We start from the raw sequence: 17,932 nt of genomic DNA, 5'->3' as shown, positions 1-17,932 counted from the left end.
TTAATAAATTATTTTTTAATTTCTGATTATCAAATAAACTGTTGTAGCCAATGACAACAGTGTAATAACGGTTCCTATAGACTGTATACCTGTTTGACCAGTTCCCCATGTTTTTTGTTTTAAGGGCTTGACATATATATAATCATTTGGCTGCAGATAATAATAGGGAGATTTCATAACATTAACATCAGTAAGGTCTATTTCATTCATTTGTACACCTGTTGGCGATTGGCGAATTACAGTTACCGCTTTTCTATTACCTACAGTGGTAATGTCACCGGCATTCGCAATAGCCTCCATAATATTTACATTCTCTTTAAATAATGTTTTTGTTCCTGTACTTCCAACCTCTCCGTTGATCGTATACCTAAATCCTGCTAATTTTACAGTAAGAAAAATATTAGCTTCACTTTTAAAATACTCTTCATGCAGTTTTTTTTCTATTTTAACCCTGACTTCTTCTAAAGTATAACCAATAACATTAATTTCTCCTAAAATTGGCATTCTGATATTACCATGGTCATCAACAGTAAATCCATCGAAATATAATGACGATTCTGATTTACCACTAGAAGAAGTTTCTGTTGTGTTAAAAATAGAAACCAATTTAGGATCTATAGCTTTTATACTAATGCTTAAAACATCATTTACTTGCAATCTATAAGGTTTAGATTCTACTGATGCAATATTATTTTGTTCTGATGAAGTATTTTTATCTTGCAGATATACTAGATCATTTAGAGGAATACAAGATGTAAATAATGTACTAATCAGCAATAATATATAAAGGCTGTTTTTTGTCATTTTGAAAATTTTAACGCAAATATAGTTTTTCCTTTAGTTTTCCGGAAATCTATATATTATTTGATCGTATTTAATTGCTTTTGAAAGTTTTTTCGAACGGAACGCGGTGCAAAATACTTCTGCCAAGGGTAATTTCATCCGCATATTCTAATTCATCTCCAACCGAAATACCTCTTGCTATGGTAGAAATTATAATTTCTGAATCGGCGATTTGTTTATAAATGTAAAAATTTGTGGTATCTCCTTCCATTGTAGAGCTCAAGGCGAAGATAATTTCGATCACTTTTCCTGATTTTACTTTCTCAACTAAAGTAGAAATATTTAACTGACTTGGACCAACTCCTTCGATCGGAGAAATTTTGCCACCTAAAACATGATAAATCCCTCTGTATTGACCAGTATTTTCAATCGCCATTACATCGCGGATATCTTCTACAACACAAATCGTTTGATGATTTCTAGTAGCATTTGCACAAATTTCGCAAATCTTTGTATCTGAAATATTATGGCAATTTTGGCAAAATTTAATATCCTCACGCATATTTAATAACGCTTGAGACAGAAATCCTGTTTGTTCTTTTGGCTGCTTTAACAAATGAAGAACTAAACGCAATGCTGTACGCTTACCAATTCCTGGTAATTGCGACATCTCGTTAACCGCTTTTTCAATAAGTTTTGATGAAAATTCCATGACGACAAAAGTAATACTTTTAATGGTATAGCGGGCTTTGGCACATCTAAAATCAGCACTCAAAAGATTAAATATTATTACTAAGTTTATTTTAGCAGTAATAAAAACGACATTCTTTTATGGCAGTCCCGATACTTCGGGAGCCATAAAAATATAGAATCGCTGAGATAAACTTTAGAAAAAAATCAATATTGATTCGTCGCCAATAAAACCAAGGTACATGCAACTTCTACTTCAATATTGTTCAATTCTAATAATTGATATAATTCAGGATTTTCAGTTCCAGGATTAAAAATTACTCTCTTAGGCTGTGCTTCAACGATATAATTATAATAATCACGTTGACGATTAGGATTTAGATATAAAGTTACCGTATCTATATTTTTAACAGGAACAGCTTTTGTATGAATTTTTACGCCAGCGACTTCTCCTGTGTTTTGACCAATTGCAAGAACAGTATGTCCTTTTTGAGTTAATGCATTTATCGCTCTAAAAGCATAACGATCAGGTTTTGTGGTTGCACCAAGCAACAATGTTTTTTTATTTTTCATTATCTTAAAATATTTCACAAAAGTAGTCAAAAAGGACGAGCTTAATTTATCCTATTGATTTAGAATATTGACTTTAAAAAATAATATCATAATATAAATTTACATACAAGTATTAAAATTTGACTATTTTTACTTCACTAACCAATATTATATGGATTTATTTATTTATCTATTTGCTGCACTTTTCTCAGTACTAAACCCAATTGGGACAGTTCCCATTTTTGTTGGATTAACACAGCATGATTCACAAAAAGAACGCTCTAGAATTTCTTTATGGACTGCCATAAATGTTGGCATTATTTTATTGGTTTCTTTTTTTATTGGACAATATGTTTTAACTTTTTTTGGAATAAGCATTGATGCGCTTCGTATCGCAGGCGGAATTGTGATTGTAAATTCTGGCTTTTCATTACTCTCTGGTAAATTCAATAAAAAACGAGGAATCAATAAAAAAATCGAAAACGAAGTACAACAAAGAAACGATATTGCTTTAACTCCATTGGCTATTCCTATGCTTGCTGGGCCAGGTTCTATTTCTTTATTAATTGCATTTTATCAGGAACATCATCAAATGGAGGAAATCATTTTCTCCTGTCTTGCCATCTTAGCTATCGCCGTAGTTATTTTTGTTATTCTAAAAAGCGCACATTATCTGGCAAGAATTTTAGGTGCATCTGGAATTGTAGCCATATCAAGAATTGTCGGCTTTATTGTAATTTCTATCGGAATTCAATACATCGTAAGTTCGATCGTAAATATTATTAAAGGAAATCTGATGTGATTTACCTATTTCAAAAAACAGAAAAAGGGATAAAAACTTAGTGTTTCTATCCCTTTTTCTGTTTTATCAACTAATTTTAATTTCTTGGCAAAAATACTTCAGCCATCATACATCTTGCACTTCCGCCTCCACAAGCTTCAATAGTATCTAAGCTTGAACTTAATATTTCAGCATGTTTTTCTAATTGTTGAATTTGTTTTGGAGTTAAGCTTTGATGAGCCGAAGCGCTCATAACGATATATTTTTTATCGTTTGTTCCTCGAACTTCCAACATATTTCCAGCAAAATTATTAACCTGATCTTCTGTAATTAAAATGATTTCTTTTTTATCATCTTTTAGGTTTTCAAGAACCATTTTACGCTCTTTCTTATCATCTATACAATCTGCACAAATAACCGCAAACGTTTCACCCAAGCACATCATAACATTTGTATGATATATTAACTTGCGTTCACCATCAACAGTTTGAAAAGCTTCAAAAATTACAGGAGCATAATCAAAATCTTCACAAAATTCAATAAAAAGTTCTTCATCAGCACGAGGAGACAAAGCACAATATGCTTTTGCATTAGCACGATCTAAAAGTAAACTTCCGGTTCCTTCTAAAAAATAGCCATCATCTTCTGCAGATGTGTAATCCATTATGTTTGAAATTTCAAAACCTTTTTCCTCCAAAGTATCTAAAATATCTTCACGACGTTCTAAACGGCGGTTTTCAGCAAACATTGGATAAAGAGCAACATCTCCATTTTCATGAAATGAAACCCAATTGTTTGGAAAAATACTATCCGGAGTGTCTGTTTCCAAAGTATCTTCAATTACTGTCACGTCTACACCAACAGCTCTTAGTTTTTCAACAAAAGTATCAAACTCTTGTTGTGCTTTTGCATTAACTGTACTTGGCAATAATCCGTCTAATACTTTTTGGTAATAATTATTTACAGCTGTCTGTTCATTCATTCTGAAAGCAACAGGCCGAATCATTACAATTGCATTTGTTGTTTGTTTCATTTTATATATTTTTTTGTTTTAAGTTTCAGGTTTCAAGTTGCTGTAACTTAAAACCTGAGACTTGAAACTTATTTTTAGTCTCTAATTAATGGCAAAGTCGAACATCTTAACAAACCTTCTTGTTTTGCAATTTCGGCATACGGAATTTCTTCTACAGTAAACCCTTTTGCTCTAAGCCAATTATTTAATCTGGTAAAGTTTTTCTCTGAAACGACAACATCTTTATCAATCGAAAATACATTCGAAAACATGTTGTACATTTCATCTCTTTCAATATGAAATAAGTTTTCCTTTCCGAAAAGATTTACTAAATACAAATAATCTGCTTCTTCACGGAAACCCCTTTTATAAATGATTCCTTTATCTTTACCTACAGGTTGAAAACAGCAGTCTAAATGCAATGCATTGTCTCGGGCTTCCAGTTTCGATTTAACTAAATCAAATTCTTTCACAATCTTATTTGGAAACAATTCTTTAATATAATTTACGCCATGCATATTTGTTCTGGCAGTGATATAATCTTTGTAGTCGCTTCCTTTGTATGTACCGATAAAAATATGATCGTTCCAAAGCATAACATCTCCTCCTTCGATATGAACTTCTTCTGGCGGTCGAACAACTTTTAAGGAATCAATTTGATCAATTACATATTGAATCGCATCTAACTCACGTTCGCGATCAGGTAAAATATTCGATTTCACAAAAACATCATCAATTACAAACCCTATATCTCTTGCAAAAATCTGATTGTAGCTTTCAATCAATTCGGGACGATAAACCGTTACATCATATTTTTGAAAAACAGCATTGAACGCATCCATTTCAGCAACCATATCTTTTTCGACAGGATATGTTCCGGCTTTAATATGTTCCAATGATTTAGGATCATAGGCTTCTTCTAATGAAGGAGTTGGCCCATTATGAACGGCCGAACCCAAAACTACAGCACGCAATCTTGACGTTTCGTTCTTTATATTTAATTGCAACATAACTTTATTATATTTTGGACAAAGATAAAAAAAGCTTTACAGTTAAGTAAAGCTTTAGATTTTTTATTTATTAGACTTAAAGTCTCTTAAAGGATGTCCAGTATAAATTTGTCTTGGCCTTCCTATTGGTTCTTTATTTTCGCGCATTTCTTTCCATTGTGCAATCCATCCCGGAAGTCTGCCAATTGCAAACATAACAGTAAACATATCCGTTGGAATTCCTAATGCTCTGTAAATAATTCCAGAGTAGAAATCAACGTTTGGATATAAATTTCTTGATTTGAAGTAATCATCTTCAAGAGCTGCAGCTTCTAATTTTTTAGCAATTTCTAAAATCGGATCTTCAACACCTAAAGTCTCTAAAACTTCTTTAGCTGCTTTTTTAATGATTCTAGCTCTTGGATCAAAGTTTTTATAAACTCTGTGACCAAATCCCATTAAACGGAATGGATCATTTTTGTCTTTTGCTTTCGCTAAAAACTTATCAGTATCTCCACCGTCTTTATTAATTTCTTCAAGCATTTCAAGTACTGCCTGATTTGCTCCTCCATGAAGTGGTCCCCAAAGAGCAGAAACTCCTGCAGAAATAGAAGCAAATAATCCCGCATGAGATGAACCTACCATTCTTACAGTAGATGTTGAACAGTTTTGCTCGTGATCTGCATGAAGAATAAATAATTTATCTAAAGCATCAACTACAACAGGGTTTGCTGTATAAGGTCCTGTAGGCAGTTTAAACATTAACTGCATAAAATTGTCTACATAACCAGTTGTATTATCGTAGTAGTTTAAAGGATAACCCATAGATTTTCTATAAGTCCAGGTTGCAATTACAAGAAATTTACCCATTGTTTTACAAATGGCTTCGTACATTTCTTTTTCATTGTCAACATTTACTGCTTTTGGATTAAATGCTGTTAAAGCACTTGTCAAAGCAGATAGCACTCCCATTGGGTGTGCAGTTTTTGGAAAACCATCAATGATATTTTTCATTTCTTCGTTTACCAAAGTATGTTTTTTAATACCATTTTCGAACTGCTCTAATTCTTTAGCGGTTGGAAGTTCTCCGAAGATCAAAAGATAAGAAACTTCTAAAAAACTAGCTTTTTCTGCTAAGTCTTCGATTGAATATCCTCTGTAACGTAAAATTCCTAATTCTCCATCTAAGAAAGTGATTTCACTTTTACAAGATCCAGAATTTTTATATCCGGGGTCAATTGTAATAATACCTGTTAAATCACGTAATTTGTTAATATCGATAGCTGATTCATTTTCACTCCCTGTGATTACCGGAAGTTCAATTTTTTGACCATCTACTTCTAATGTAGCTATTTTTGACATAATATAATCGGAAATAATTCTATAAAATAATAATTTATCAAATCTAAGGAATTTAAGACTAATTAAAAAAAGAATCCTGCTATGAATTTGTTAAAACTCCAAAAAAAAACCATTCGTTAACACGAATGGTTTCTTTTCAATATATAACTCTTACAATTATTTGATCTTGAAAGCGTTTAAACCTGGGAAATAAGCCGTACTTCCTAACTCTTCTTCAATTCTTAATAATTGATTGTATTTTGCCATACGATCTGAACGTGAAGCAGAACCTGTTTTAATTTGACCACAGTTTAAAGCAACAGCTAAATCAGCAATTGTATTATCTTCTGTTTCTCCAGAACGGTGAGACATTACTGAAGTATAACCCGCATTTTTAGCCATATTTACTGCAGCGATAGTTTCTGTTAAAGTACCAATTTGGTTTACTTTTACAAGGATTGAATTAGCAATTCCTTTTTCAATTCCAGTAGATAAACGTGCAACATTAGTAACAAATAAATCATCACCTACTAATTGCACTTTATTTCCAATTTTTTCAGTTAAATATTTCCATCCATCCCAGTCATCTTCATACATACCGTCTTCGATAGAGATAATTGGATATTTAGCAGCAAGTTCAGCTAAATAATCCGCTTGCTCTTCAGATGTTCTGATTTTTCCAGTTTCACCTTCAAATTTCGTATAATCGTATTTACCGTTTACATAAAACTCAGAAGCTGCACAATCAAGAGCAATCATAATTTCGTCACCGAAAGTATACCCTGCCTTTTCAACTGCTAATTTGATAGTATCTAAAGCATCTTCAGTACCACCAGCTAAGTTTGGAGCAAAACCACCTTCATCACCAACAGCCGTACTTAAACCTCTGTCGTGTAAAACCTTTTTCAAGCTGTGAAAGATTTCAGTTCCCATTTGCATAGCATGTGTAAAAGAAGTTGCTTTTACAGGGAAAATCATAAATTCTTGGAATGCGATAGGCGCATCAGAGTGAGAACCACCATTGATGATATTCATCATTGGAACAGGTAATGTATTAGCAGAAACTCCACCAACATATCTGTACAAAGGCAACCCAAGTTCGTTAGCAGCAGCTTTTGCAGCAGCCAAAGAAACTCCTAAAATAGCATTAGCTCCTAATTTAGATTTGTTTGGAGTCCCATCTAAATCAATCATTAATTGATCGATAGTGTTTTGTTCAAAAACAGAAGTTCCAACTAATTCTTCAGCAATAACAGTATTTACATTGTTCACTGCATTCAAAACTCCTTTTCCAAGATAAGCTTTACCTCCGTCACGTAATTCAACAGCTTCGTGTTCTCCAGTTGATGCTCCAGATGGAACTGCAGCTCTACCTAAAACTCCGTTTTCAGTTACTACATCAACCTCAATAGTAGGATTTCCTCTGGAATCCAAAATTTGTCTTGCGTGAACTTTAATTATAATACTCATTATTTTTGTTTTTTATTAATAGATTTTAGATTTTTTTCGAAATTAGAAAAATATTTAATATTAAAAACGTATTTTCTTTATTAAACACCTTTATTTATTAACTACATCGTTTTAGACACAGTTAGTTTTATATTCTCAACAAATTGATCAAATAAATATGACGAATCATGTGGCCCCGGACTTGCTTCAGGATGGTATTGTACTGAAAAACAATTCTTATTTTTCATTCTCATACCTGCCACAGTCCCATCATTTAAATGCAAATGTGTAATTTCTAAATCAGGGTGATTATCTAACTGTTCTTTGTTTACAGCAAAACCATGATTTTGAGAAGTAATTTCTCCTTTTCCAGTAATGATGTTTTTTACCGGATGATTGATACCTCGATGTCCGTTAAACATTTTATAAGTCTGAACACCATTTGCTAAAGCAATTACCTGATGTCCTAAACAGATTCCGAATAAAGGTTTATCCTCTGTAAGAATTTTCTTTGTCACTTCAATTGCTCCAAATAATGGATCTGGATCTCCAGGCCCATTTGATAAGAAAAACCCATCTGGATTAAACGAATTTAAATCTTCATAAGTTGAATTATATGGAAAAACTTTAATATAACAGTCTCTCTTTGCAAGGTTTCTAAGAATATTTTTTTTGATTCCAAGATCAAGTGCAGAAATTTTGTATGTTGCATTTTCATCTCCAACAAAATATGGCTCAGTTGTAGATACTTTTGAAGCTAGCTCCAAACCTTCCATGTCAGGAACATTTGCTAATTCCTTTTTCAAATCTTCAATTGAAGTTCCATCTGTACAAATCACAGCATTCATTGCTCCATTGTCACGAATGTAACTTACAAGAGCTCTTGTATCAACATCAGAAATACAAATCAGGTTTTGTTTAGTAAAGTAATCTTCTAAACTTCCAGAAGCATCTTCTCTAGAATAATTAAAGCTAAAGTTTTTACAAACCAAACCAGCAATCTTGATGCTGTCTGATTCAACTTCTAAATCATTAACACCATAATTACCAATATGCGGATTAGTCGCAACCATAATTTGACCAAAATAAGAAGGATCTGTAAAAATTTCCTGATATCCGGTCATTCCAGTATTAAAACAAACTTCACCAAAAGTTTTACCGCTGATTCCGATAGATTTACCATGAAAAATAGTTCCATCGCTTAGTAATAAAATGGCGCTTTGTCGTGTTGTGTATTTCATTCTTTAATTTGTATTGTTTTTAATCGTCTTATGAAACTTTGATGTCTCATTTGTAATTAGATATTTTGCAAATTTACTTCTTTAAAAGAGCGCTGCCAAGATTTTTTAAATTTTTCATTCATAAAAATAAAACCTTGACAATAAAATAAGTTAAATTTTATTCTTCTAAAAAAAATCAAAAAAAAAGGATAAACTAAAAATTAGCTTATCCTTGATTTTTATAGAATCATTACTTTCATAATTATTCAGAAGCTTCAGTAGTCGATTCTGATTCAGCTGCAGGAGCTTCAGGAGCAATACCCTCAGCTTTTTTAGCTTTACCACCACGACGGCTTTTAGCTTTTTTAACTTCTTTTTTACCACCATTGTAAAGTTCATTGAAATCTACAAGTTCGATCATTGCCATATCAGCATTATCTCCCAAACGATTTCCAACTTTAATGATACGAGTGTATCCACCTGGACGGTCTCCAACTTTAGCAGCTACATCTCTGAACAAATCAGTAACAGCATATTTGCTACGTAAGTATGCAAAAACAATACGACGATTGTGAGTCGTATCTTCTTTTGATTTTGTGATTAAAGGCTCAACGAATTGTTTAAGCGCTTTAGCTTTAGCAACAGTAGTGTTAATACGTTTGTGCTCGATAAGAGAACAAGCCATATTAGCCAACATAGCTTTTCTATGTCCAGTCTGTCTGCTTAAGTGATTGAATTTTTTTCCGTGTCTCATTGCTATTTTAAATTTAATCCCGCAAGCGGGATTGAATTATTCTTTATCTAGTTTGTATTTAGCCAAATCCATTCCGAAAGTTAAGTTCTTAACTGCAACAAGTTCATCAAGTTCAGTTAAAGATTTTTTACCAAAATTACGGAATTTCATTAGGTCATTTTTATTGAACGATACTAAATCACCAAGTGTATCAACTTCAGCCGCTTTCAAGCAATTTAATGCTCTTACAGATAAATCCATATCAACAAGCTTAGTTTTAAGCAATTGTCTCATATGCAATGACTCTTCATCATACGATTCTGTTTGTGCAATTTCGTCAGCCTCAAGTGTAATTCTTTCATCAGAAAACAACATGAAATGGTGAATTAAAACTTTAGCAGCTTCAGTAAGAGCATCTTTTGGATTAATAGATCCATCAGTTTTAATTTCAAAAACCAATTTTTCGTAATCTGTTTTTTGCTCTACACGGAAATTTTCGATTGCATATTTTACATTTTTTACCGGAGTAAAAATAGAATCTGTAAAAATCGTTCCAATTGCAGCATTTTGTTTTTTGTTCTCCTCAGCAGGAACGTATCCTCTACCTTTTTCGATTGTTAAATCGAAATTCAATTTGATTTTAGAATCTAAATTACAGATAACAAGGTCTGGATTCAAAACTTGGAAACCTGAGATAAATTTTTGAAAATCACCTGCTGTTAATTGATCTTTACCAGAAACAGAAATTGTAACTGATTCATTATCGATATCTTCAATTTGACGTTTGAAACGTACTTGTTTTAGATTAAGGATAATTTCGGTAACATCTTCAACAACACCTGAAATAGTAGAAAACTCATGATCTACACCTTCGATACGAACAGATGTAATTGCATAACCTTCTAACGCTGAAAGCAAAACTCTTCTAAGTGCATTACCAACTGTCAATCCATAACCAGGTTCTAAAGGTCTAAATTCGAATTTACCTTCAAAATCGGTTGAATCGATCATGATAACTTTATCGGGCTTTTGAAAATTAAATATTGCCATAAATTTCGACTAAGTCAATTATTATTTGTTGTACAACTCTACGATTAACTGTTCTTTAATGTTTTCTGGAATTTGAAGTCTCGCAGGTACAGAAACAAAAGTTCCTTCTTTAAGATCATTATTCCAAGTAATCCATTCATAAACATGACTTGAATTTGATAAAGAACGCTCGATAGCCTCTAAAGATTTAGATTTTTCACGAACTGCAACTTTATCACCAGGCTTAAGGTGGTAAGAAGGAATATTTACAACTTCACCGTTTACTGTAATGTGTCTGTGAGATACTATTTGACGAGCACCTCTTCTAGATGGAGCAATTCCCATTCTAAAAACAACATTATCTAATCTTGCTTCACATAGTTGCAATAAAACTTCACCAGTAACACCTTTAGTAGCTGATGCTTTTTCGAATAAATTTCTGAATTGTTTTTCTAAAATTCCATAAGAATATTTAGCTTTTTGCTTTTCCATTAACTGAACAGCATACTCAGATTTTTTTCCTCTTTTTTTAGCCATCCCGTGTTGTCCAGGTGGGTAATTTCTTTTTTCGAAAGATTTATCATCTCCGAAGATTGCTTCGCCAAATTTACGAGCGATTCTTGTACTAGGACCAGTATATCTTGCCATTTTGAATTGTTTAAGATTGAGATTATGAATTCAGGTCTTATCCTTCGATAATCTATTTTCAATCTAGGTTATACTATAATTTTTGAGTATTAAACTCTACGTCTTTTAGGAGGACGACATCCGTTGTGAGGCATTGGAGTAACGTCGATAATCTCAGTAACTTCAATTCCACCGTTATGAATAGAACGGATAGCAGACTCACGTCCGTTTCCTGGTCCTTTTACATAAACTTTTACTTTTTTAAGTCCTGCCTCAAGAGCTACTTTACTACAATCTTCTGCTGCCATTTGAGCTGCGTACGGAGTATTCTTTTTAGAACCTCTGAAACCCATTTTACCAGCTGAAGACCAAGCAATAACTTCACCTTTCTTATTTGTCAAAGAAATAATAATATTGTTAAAAGTCGAAGAAACATGAGCTTCACCCGTTGATTCAACGATAACTTTACGTTTTTTTGCAGTTGCTTTAGCCATATTACTTATTATTTAGTTGCTTTTTTCTTGTTAGCAACAGTTTTTCTTTTTCCTTTTCTAGTTCTAGAGTTGTTTTTAGTTCTTTGACCTCTTAATGGAAGACCAGATCTATGACGAATTCCTCTATAACAACCAATATCCATTAAACGTTTGATGTTCAAAGAAACTTCAGAACGTAACTCTCCTTCAATTTTGTAAAATGAAACAGCATCACGAATTGCTCCGATCTCGTCATCATTCCAATCTTGAACTTTTTTATCTTGGCTAACTTGAGCTTTTTCTAAAATCTCAATAGCTCTACTTTTTCCTAATCCAAAGATATAGGTTAGTGCTATAACACCTCTCTTATTTTTTGGGATATCTACCCCTGCTATTCTTGCCATAATTATCCTTGTCTTTGTTTAAATCTAGGATTTTTTTTGTTTATTACGTACAATCTCCCTTTTCTACGCACGATAATGCACTCGGCACTTCTCTTTTTTACTGATGCTCTAACTTTCATAGTGAATATCCTTTAATATCGATAAGTAATTCTTGCTTTTGACAAATCGTAAGGACTCATTTCTAGTTTCACTTTATCACCAGGTAATAACTTGATATAATGCATTCGCATTTTTCCAGAAATATGAGCAATTACAATATGTCCATTTTCTAACTCCACACGGAACATTGCATTAGATAATGCTTCAATGATTGATCCGTCTTGTTCTATTGCTGATTGTTTTGCCATAAATATATTAAGCTACTGCTTTTCTATTTTTACCAGTCTTCATTAAACCATCATAATGTTTGTTTAACAAGTATGAATTGATTTGTTGAATAGTATCTATAGCAACTCCAACCATAATTATTAATGAGGTACCTCCAAAAAACATTGCCCAAGATTGTTGTACATCCATAATACTTACAACAATAGCTGGGAACACAGCAATTAAAGCAAGGAATAAAGATCCTGGGAAAGTTATTAAAGACATCACTTTATCAAGAAATTCAGAAGTTTCAGCTCCAGGACGAACTCCAGGAATAAAACCACCACTTCTTTTTAAATCATCAGCCATTTTGTTAGTAGGTACAGTGATCGCAGTATAAAAGAATGTAAATACAATAATTAAAGTTGCAAAAACAAAATTATACCAGAAACCAAACATATTACTAAATGCACCAACAATAGATTGTGATGTGTCTGATTTAGACAATCCAGCTACAGCTGCAGGGATAAACATAATTGCCTGAGCAAAAATGATAGGCATAACTCCTGAAGCATTAAGCTTAAGAGGAATCCATTGCCTGTTACCACCTGCTAGATCTTGCTCGTAGTCGCCAGTTGTAGTACGACGAGCGTATTGAACCGGGATTCTACGCACTGCCATTGTAAGCAATACACAAGAAATGATTACCAATAACCACACAATAATTTCAATAACTAACAACATTGGACCTCCATTGTTATTGGTAACTCTCGTAGTAAACTCTTGAATAAAAGCCTGCGGTAAACGAGCTAGGATACCAACCATAATTAATAATGAAATTCCATTTCCAATACCTTTATCTGTAATTTTTTCACCAAGCCACATAGCAAAAATTGTACCAGTGACTAAAATGATTACAGAAGAGAACAAAAATTCAGGTGAATTAAATCCTAGTAAGAATGCACTTCCAGGTAACGTTCTGTATAAATTATAGATATAAGTTGGACCTTGAACCAGTGTAATAGCTATAGTCAACCAACGAGTGATTTGGTTAATCTTTTTTCTACCACTCTCTCCATCGTTTTGAAGTTTTTGTAAATAAGGAATCGCAATTCCCATTAACTGAACAACAATAGATGCAGAAATATAAGGCATAATACCTAAAGCAAAAACTGAAGCTTTAGAGAAAGCACCTCCTGTAAACATGTCTAGGATAGACCCTAAACCATTTTTAGTTTGTCCCGCTAAACCTGTTAATTGAGTTGCGTCAATTCCAGGCAGCGTTACATGTGCACCAAAACGATATACCAAAAGCAATCCTAATGTAATTAAGATTCTGTTTTTCAGTTCTTCGATTTTCCAAACATTACTTATTGATTCAATAAATTTCTTCATCTTAATAGATAAGTTATATAGTTACAGCTTCTCCACCAGCAGCTTCAATAGCAGCTTTTGCAGTAGCAGTAAATTTGTGGGCAGTTACTTTTAATTTTGCTTTCAATTCTCCTCTACCTAAAATCTTAACGATTTCATTTTTGGTAGCTAGACGATTTGCTACGAAATCTGTCATAGAAACAGAATCAGTAATCACACCATTGTCTACTAATAATTGAAGCGTATCTAAATTAACACCTTCGTATTCTTTACGATTGATGTTTGTGAAACCAAACTTAGGCACACGTCTTTGAAGTGGCATTTGCCCTCCCTCAAAACCAATCTTTTTTGAATAACCAGAACGAGATTTTGCTCCTTTGTGACCTCTTGCAGAAGTACCACCTTTTCCAGAACCTTCTCCTCTACCTAATCTTTTATTTTGATTGTGCGTTGACCCTTCAGCTGGTTGTAAGTTACTTAAATTCATAACAGTATTTGTTATTTAGCTTCTTCGACAGAAACTAAGTGTTTAACTTTGTTTATCATACCAAGGATAGCAGGGTTTGAATCATGCTCTACAACTTGTCCCATTTTACGTAGACCTAAAGCTTCCAAACCTCTTTTTTGAGAAAGAGGACAGTTGATTTTGCTTCTTACTTGTTTTACTAATAATTTAGCCATAATTTCCTTGAATTAACCTTTAAAAACTTTTTCTAAAGAAACACCTCTTTGTTTTGCAACAGTGTGAGCGCTTCTCATTTGTAATAAAGCATCAAAAGTTGCTTTAACCACGTTATGAGGATTTGATGATCCTTGAGATTTAGATAATACATCGTGAATACCTACTGATTCAAGAACTGAACGAACAGCTCCACCAGCAATAACTCCTGTACCATGAGAAGCAGGAATTAAGAATACACGTGCACCACCAAATTTACCTTTTTGTTCGTGAGGAACAGATTGCCCATTCAAAGGAATTTTTACTAAATTTTTCTTAGCATCTTCTACTGCTTTCGCAATTGCTTCAGAAACGTCTTTAGATTTTCCTAATCCGTGACCAACTACTCCATTTTCATCACCTACAACTACAATAGCAGAAAAACCGAAAGCTCTACCTCCTTTTGTAACTTTAGTAACACGATTAACACTTACCAGACGATCTTTAAGTTCAAGACCACTTGGTTTTACCAATTCTACATTTTTGTATTTAGACATAATATATTAGAATTTAAGTCCAGCCGCTCTTGCGCCTTCTGCTAATGATTTAATACGACCGTGATACAAATAACCACCTCTATCAAAAGTGATTGTTTCGATCCCAGCTTTTAACGCTTTCTCTGCAACTAGTTTTCCAACAGCAGCAGCTACTTCAACGTTAGTACCTTTTCCTATTTCTTTTTCTCTTGAAGATGCAGCTAAAATAGTAACTCCATTTACATCATCAATAAGTTGAGCGTAAATTTCTTTGTTACTTCTAAATACAGATAGTCTTGGGTTAGCAGCAGTACCACTAATCGATTTTCTAATTCTGAATCTAATTCTCTGTCTTCTATCAGATTTTGTTAATGACATAATCTTATTTTTTAAGCTGATTTACCTGCTTTTCTTCTTAATACTTCACCCACAAATTTAACACCTTTTCCTTTGTATGGCTCAGGCTTACGGAAACCTCTGATTTTCGCAGCAACCTGTCCTAAAAGTTGTTTGTCAAATGATGTTAATTTTACGATAGGGTTTTTACCTTTTTCAGATATTGTTTCTAAAACTACTTCTGGAGCAATTTCTAAAACAATATTGTGAGAATATCCAAGAGCTAAATCTAATTTTTGACCTTGGTTTGAAGCTCTATAACCAACTCCAACTAATTCAAGTTCTTTTGTAAAACCTTCATTTACACCAACAATCATATTATTGATTAATGATCTGTATAATCCGTGTTTTGCTCTTTGGTCTTTATGATCAGACGATCTTTCTACTTGTACTTGATCGCCTTCAACTTTTACATCTACGTCCGAAAACTCCTGAGTTAGTTGACCTTTTTTTCCTTTTACTGTAATAATACCGTCTTTAACTTCTACAGTTACGCCAGCAGGGACTACAATTGGGCTTTTACCTATTCTTGACATCTTATCTAGTCTTTAAAATTAGTATACGTAACAAATTACTTCACCACCTACATTTAATTGTTTCGCTTGTTTTCCAGTCATAAGACCTTTTGAAGTTGAAACAATTGCAATTCCTAATCCATTAAGGATTCTTGGTAATTTGGCAGCACCTGCATATTTACGTAAACCAGGTTTACTAATTCTTTGGATATCTTTAATTACAGGCTCTTTAGTATCTTTATCATACTTCAAAGCAATTTTGATTGAACCCTGAACAGTGTTCGTCTCAAATTTGTAACTCAAGATATAACCTTGATCAAATAAGATCTTAGTTATTTCTTTTTTAAGATTAGAAGCTGGAATTTCAACAACTTTGTGGTTTGCAGCCACAGCGTTACGAACTCTAGTCAAATAATCTGCAATAGGATCTGTATACATATGTATTTGATTGCGATTATGGTTTTCGGGAGACACTCGCCTCCCGAACCTTTAATCAATTAAAATTATTTTTTGGTTTGCAAAAGTAGTAACTTATTGCGAGATTACCAAGATGCTTTTTTTACTCCAGGAATTAATCCATTATTAGCCATCTCACGGAAAGTTACACGTGAAATACCAAATTGACGAATATAACCTCTTGGTCTGCCTGTTAATTTACAACGGTTGTGCAAACGAACTGGTGAAGCATTTTTAGGTAATTTTTGTAAGCCTTCATAATCTCCAGCTTCTAACAAAGCTTTTCTTTTTTCAGCGTACTTAGCTACCGTTTTCTCTCTTTTCACCTCACGGGCTTTCATTGATTCTTTAGCCATGTCTTAATTCTTTTTAAAAGGTAATCCTAATTCAGCCAATAATGACTTTGCTTCCTTGTCTGTTTTTGCAGTAGTAACAAATGTAATATCCATTCCTGAAATTTTGTTTACTTTGTCAATATCAATTTCCGGGAAAATGATTTGCTCTAAAACTCCAAGATTGTAATTACCTCTTCCGTCGAAACCAGTAGCTTTGATACCACCAAAATCTCTAACGCGTGGTAAAGCAGAAGTAATAAGTCTATCTAAAAACTCATACATTCTTTCACCACGTAAAGTAACTTTTGCTCCAATAGGCATCCCTTTTCTCAATTTGAAAGACGCAACGTCTTTCTTTGAAATTGTAGATACTGCTTTTTGTCCAGTGATCTTTGTCAACTCATCAACTGCATAGTCAATAAGTTTTTTATCAGATACAGCTGCACCAACTCCACGGCTCAAAACGATTTTTTCAAGTTTTGGAACTTGCATTACGTTTGTATATCCGAATTCTTCTTTAAGAGCAGAGATTACTCTACTCTTATATTCTTCTTTTAGTCTAGGTGTATATGCCATTACTATAGTACTTGATTAGATTTTTTTGAAAATCTTACTTTCTTATCTCCTTCTACTCTAATACCAACTCTAGTTGTTTCCTTAGTTTTAGGATCAATTAGTGAAATGTTAGATATTTGTATAGAAGCTTCTTTCTTAACGATACCACCTTGAGGGTTTTTAGCACTTGGTTTTGTATGTTTCGAAACCATGTTTACACCTTCAACTATCGCTTTATTTTTTTCACGGTAAACACGTAAAACTTTACCTTCAGCACCTTTATGGTCTCCAGCAATAACTCTTACGATATCTCCTGATTTTATTTTTAGCTTTATCATCTTAAAACGAATTAAAGCACTTCTGGTGCTAATGATACAATTTTCATGAATTGTTTTTCACGAAGTTCTCTTGCTACCGGACCAAAAACACGTGTTCCTCTCATTTCCCCTGCAGCATTCAAAAGAACACATGCATTGTCATCGAAACGAATATAAGAACCATCAGCTCTTCTCACTTCTTTTTTGGTACGTACAACAACTGCAGTTGAAACAGCTCCTTTTTTAACGTTACCGTTAGGAGTTGCATCTTTAATAGATACTACAATCTTGTCACCAACAGAGGCATACCTTCTTTTGGTACCTCCTAAAACACGGATAGTTAAAACTTCTTTTGCTCCCGTGTTATCTGCTACTTTTAGTCTTGATTCCTGTTGTACCAT

Annotated in this window: 27 protein-coding genes; 1 reads left to right on the top strand and 26 read right to left on the bottom strand. The window is 33.3% G+C overall.

Annotation, left to right across the window (positions count from 1 at the left end; genetic code table 11):
- Positions 1 to 15 precede the first annotated feature (15 nt).
- From ASD98_RS04185 to ASD98_RS04175, 3 genes are all read right to left on the bottom strand, one after another.
- A complete protein-coding gene (locus ASD98_RS04185) occupies positions 16 to 804 on the bottom strand; it encodes a polysaccharide biosynthesis/export family protein (RefSeq protein WP_056200587.1) in 789 nt (262 codons plus the stop codon).
- A 70-nt stretch (positions 805 to 874) separates the two neighbouring features.
- Positions 875 to 1,495 (bottom strand): recombination mediator RecR, encoded by a 621-nt coding sequence (gene recR / locus ASD98_RS04180; protein ID WP_056200584.1) that lies wholly within the window; start codon positions 1,493 to 1,495, stop codon positions 875 to 877.
- A 185-nt stretch (positions 1,496 to 1,680) separates the two neighbouring features.
- Positions 1,681 to 2,046, bottom strand: coding sequence for a CoA-binding protein (locus ASD98_RS04175; protein WP_056200582.1), 366 nt, complete (start codon positions 2,044 to 2,046; stop codon positions 1,681 to 1,683).
- A 151-nt stretch (positions 2,047 to 2,197) separates the two neighbouring features.
- Between ASD98_RS04175 and ASD98_RS04170 the strand changes: the two genes are divergently transcribed.
- The gene (locus ASD98_RS04170) at positions 2,198 to 2,827 is read left to right on the top strand and encodes a MarC family NAAT transporter (RefSeq protein WP_056200579.1); all 630 of its coding nucleotides are present in this window, start codon (positions 2,198 to 2,200) and stop codon (positions 2,825 to 2,827) included.
- A gap of 76 nt (positions 2,828 to 2,903) precedes the next feature.
- Here ASD98_RS04170 and ctlX read toward each other — a convergent pair whose 3' ends face one another.
- From ctlX to rplN, 23 genes are all read right to left on the bottom strand, one after another.
- Complete coding sequence (gene ctlX / locus ASD98_RS04165) at positions 2,904 to 3,839, bottom strand: citrulline utilization hydrolase CtlX (protein ID WP_056200576.1); 936 nt, start codon at positions 3,837 to 3,839, stop codon at positions 2,904 to 2,906.
- 74 nt (positions 3,840 to 3,913) lie between these two features.
- On the bottom strand, positions 3,914 to 4,828 hold the full coding sequence (locus tag ASD98_RS04160) for a dimethylarginine dimethylaminohydrolase family protein (protein WP_056200573.1): 915 nt from the start codon (positions 4,826 to 4,828) through the stop codon (positions 3,914 to 3,916).
- A gap of 63 nt (positions 4,829 to 4,891) precedes the next feature.
- Positions 4,892 to 6,169 carry a citrate synthase gene (locus tag ASD98_RS04155; protein WP_056200570.1) on the bottom strand — a complete coding sequence of 426 codons (1,278 nt, stop codon included), beginning with the start codon at positions 6,167 to 6,169 and terminating at the stop codon, positions 4,892 to 4,894.
- 156 nt (positions 6,170 to 6,325) lie between these two features.
- Positions 6,326 to 7,618, bottom strand: coding sequence for a phosphopyruvate hydratase (gene eno / locus ASD98_RS04150; protein ID WP_053470835.1), 1,293 nt, complete (start codon positions 7,616 to 7,618; stop codon positions 6,326 to 6,328).
- A gap of 101 nt (positions 7,619 to 7,719) precedes the next feature.
- Positions 7,720 to 8,838: a glutamine-hydrolyzing carbamoyl-phosphate synthase small subunit gene (gene carA, locus ASD98_RS04145; RefSeq protein WP_056200567.1), complete on the bottom strand. Its 1,119-nt coding sequence runs from the start codon at positions 8,836 to 8,838 to the stop codon at positions 7,720 to 7,722.
- 241 nt (positions 8,839 to 9,079) lie between these two features.
- Positions 9,080 to 9,571, bottom strand: a complete 492-nt coding sequence (gene rplQ, locus ASD98_RS04140; protein WP_056200565.1) for a 50S ribosomal protein L17 — start codon at positions 9,569 to 9,571, stop codon at positions 9,080 to 9,082.
- Between the two features lie 36 nt (positions 9,572 to 9,607).
- Positions 9,608 to 10,600: a DNA-directed RNA polymerase subunit alpha gene (locus ASD98_RS04135; protein ID WP_008464329.1), complete on the bottom strand. Its 993-nt coding sequence runs from the start codon at positions 10,598 to 10,600 to the stop codon at positions 9,608 to 9,610.
- Between the two features lie 21 nt (positions 10,601 to 10,621).
- Entirely contained in the window at positions 10,622 to 11,227 is a 606-nt protein-coding gene (gene rpsD / locus ASD98_RS04130; protein ID WP_029272055.1) for a 30S ribosomal protein S4, read from the bottom strand.
- Positions 11,228 to 11,316: 89 nt separating this feature from the next.
- A complete protein-coding gene (rpsK, locus tag ASD98_RS04125) occupies positions 11,317 to 11,700 on the bottom strand; it encodes a 30S ribosomal protein S11 (protein ID WP_053470832.1) in 384 nt (127 codons plus the stop codon).
- An 8-nt stretch (positions 11,701 to 11,708) separates the two neighbouring features.
- Positions 11,709 to 12,083, bottom strand: coding sequence for a 30S ribosomal protein S13 (gene rpsM / locus ASD98_RS04120; RefSeq protein WP_012022478.1), 375 nt, complete (start codon positions 12,081 to 12,083; stop codon positions 11,709 to 11,711).
- Between the two features lie 2 nt (positions 12,084 to 12,085).
- Positions 12,086 to 12,202, bottom strand: coding sequence for a type B 50S ribosomal protein L36 (gene ykgO / locus ASD98_RS23665; protein WP_002987490.1), 117 nt, complete (start codon positions 12,200 to 12,202; stop codon positions 12,086 to 12,088).
- Positions 12,203 to 12,214: 12 nt separating this feature from the next.
- Complete coding sequence (gene infA / locus ASD98_RS04115; RefSeq protein WP_007136545.1) at positions 12,215 to 12,430, bottom strand: translation initiation factor IF-1; 216 nt, start codon at positions 12,428 to 12,430, stop codon at positions 12,215 to 12,217.
- A gap of 7 nt (positions 12,431 to 12,437) precedes the next feature.
- Positions 12,438 to 13,784 carry a preprotein translocase subunit SecY gene (gene secY, locus ASD98_RS04110; protein WP_053470831.1) on the bottom strand — a complete coding sequence of 449 codons (1,347 nt, stop codon included), beginning with the start codon at positions 13,782 to 13,784 and terminating at the stop codon, positions 12,438 to 12,440.
- A 13-nt stretch (positions 13,785 to 13,797) separates the two neighbouring features.
- The gene (rplO, locus tag ASD98_RS04105) at positions 13,798 to 14,250 is read right to left on the bottom strand and encodes a 50S ribosomal protein L15 (RefSeq protein WP_017495009.1); all 453 of its coding nucleotides are present in this window, start codon (positions 14,248 to 14,250) and stop codon (positions 13,798 to 13,800) included.
- 11 nt (positions 14,251 to 14,261) lie between these two features.
- A complete protein-coding gene (gene rpmD, locus ASD98_RS04100) occupies positions 14,262 to 14,444 on the bottom strand; it encodes a 50S ribosomal protein L30 (RefSeq protein WP_017495010.1) in 183 nt (60 codons plus the stop codon).
- Between the two features lie 12 nt (positions 14,445 to 14,456).
- Entirely contained in the window at positions 14,457 to 14,981 is a 525-nt protein-coding gene (gene rpsE / locus ASD98_RS04095; protein WP_085950926.1) for a 30S ribosomal protein S5, read from the bottom strand.
- Positions 14,982 to 14,984: 3 nt separating this feature from the next.
- Positions 14,985 to 15,335: a 50S ribosomal protein L18 gene (gene rplR, locus ASD98_RS04090; RefSeq protein WP_053470830.1), complete on the bottom strand. Its 351-nt coding sequence runs from the start codon at positions 15,333 to 15,335 to the stop codon at positions 14,985 to 14,987.
- Positions 15,336 to 15,346: 11 nt separating this feature from the next.
- A complete protein-coding gene (rplF, locus tag ASD98_RS04085; RefSeq protein ID WP_056200562.1) occupies positions 15,347 to 15,889 on the bottom strand; it encodes a 50S ribosomal protein L6 in 543 nt (180 codons plus the stop codon).
- Positions 15,890 to 15,907: 18 nt separating this feature from the next.
- On the bottom strand, positions 15,908 to 16,306 hold the full coding sequence (gene rpsH, locus ASD98_RS04080; protein ID WP_029272051.1) for a 30S ribosomal protein S8: 399 nt from the start codon (positions 16,304 to 16,306) through the stop codon (positions 15,908 to 15,910).
- Positions 16,307 to 16,410: 104 nt separating this feature from the next.
- Positions 16,411 to 16,680 (bottom strand): 30S ribosomal protein S14, encoded by a 270-nt coding sequence (gene rpsN / locus ASD98_RS04075; protein ID WP_031456037.1) that lies wholly within the window; start codon positions 16,678 to 16,680, stop codon positions 16,411 to 16,413.
- A 3-nt stretch (positions 16,681 to 16,683) separates the two neighbouring features.
- Positions 16,684 to 17,235 (bottom strand): 50S ribosomal protein L5, encoded by a 552-nt coding sequence (gene rplE / locus ASD98_RS04070; RefSeq protein WP_012022484.1) that lies wholly within the window; start codon positions 17,233 to 17,235, stop codon positions 16,684 to 16,686.
- Between the two features lie 2 nt (positions 17,236 to 17,237).
- Entirely contained in the window at positions 17,238 to 17,552 is a 315-nt protein-coding gene (gene rplX / locus ASD98_RS04065; RefSeq protein ID WP_007803650.1) for a 50S ribosomal protein L24, read from the bottom strand.
- 11 nt (positions 17,553 to 17,563) lie between these two features.
- Positions 17,564 to 17,932 (bottom strand): 50S ribosomal protein L14, encoded by a 369-nt coding sequence (gene rplN, locus ASD98_RS04060; protein ID WP_007803649.1) that lies wholly within the window; start codon positions 17,930 to 17,932, stop codon positions 17,564 to 17,566.

Origin of the sequence: Flavobacterium sp. Root186, from assembly GCF_001428525.1 — a bacterium.
In the GTDB taxonomy this organism is placed as follows: Bacteria; Bacteroidota; Bacteroidia; order Flavobacteriales; family Flavobacteriaceae; genus Flavobacterium.
Note: the sequence above shows the minus strand (reverse complement) of the source record. Positions and strands in the feature narration are given on the sequence as shown.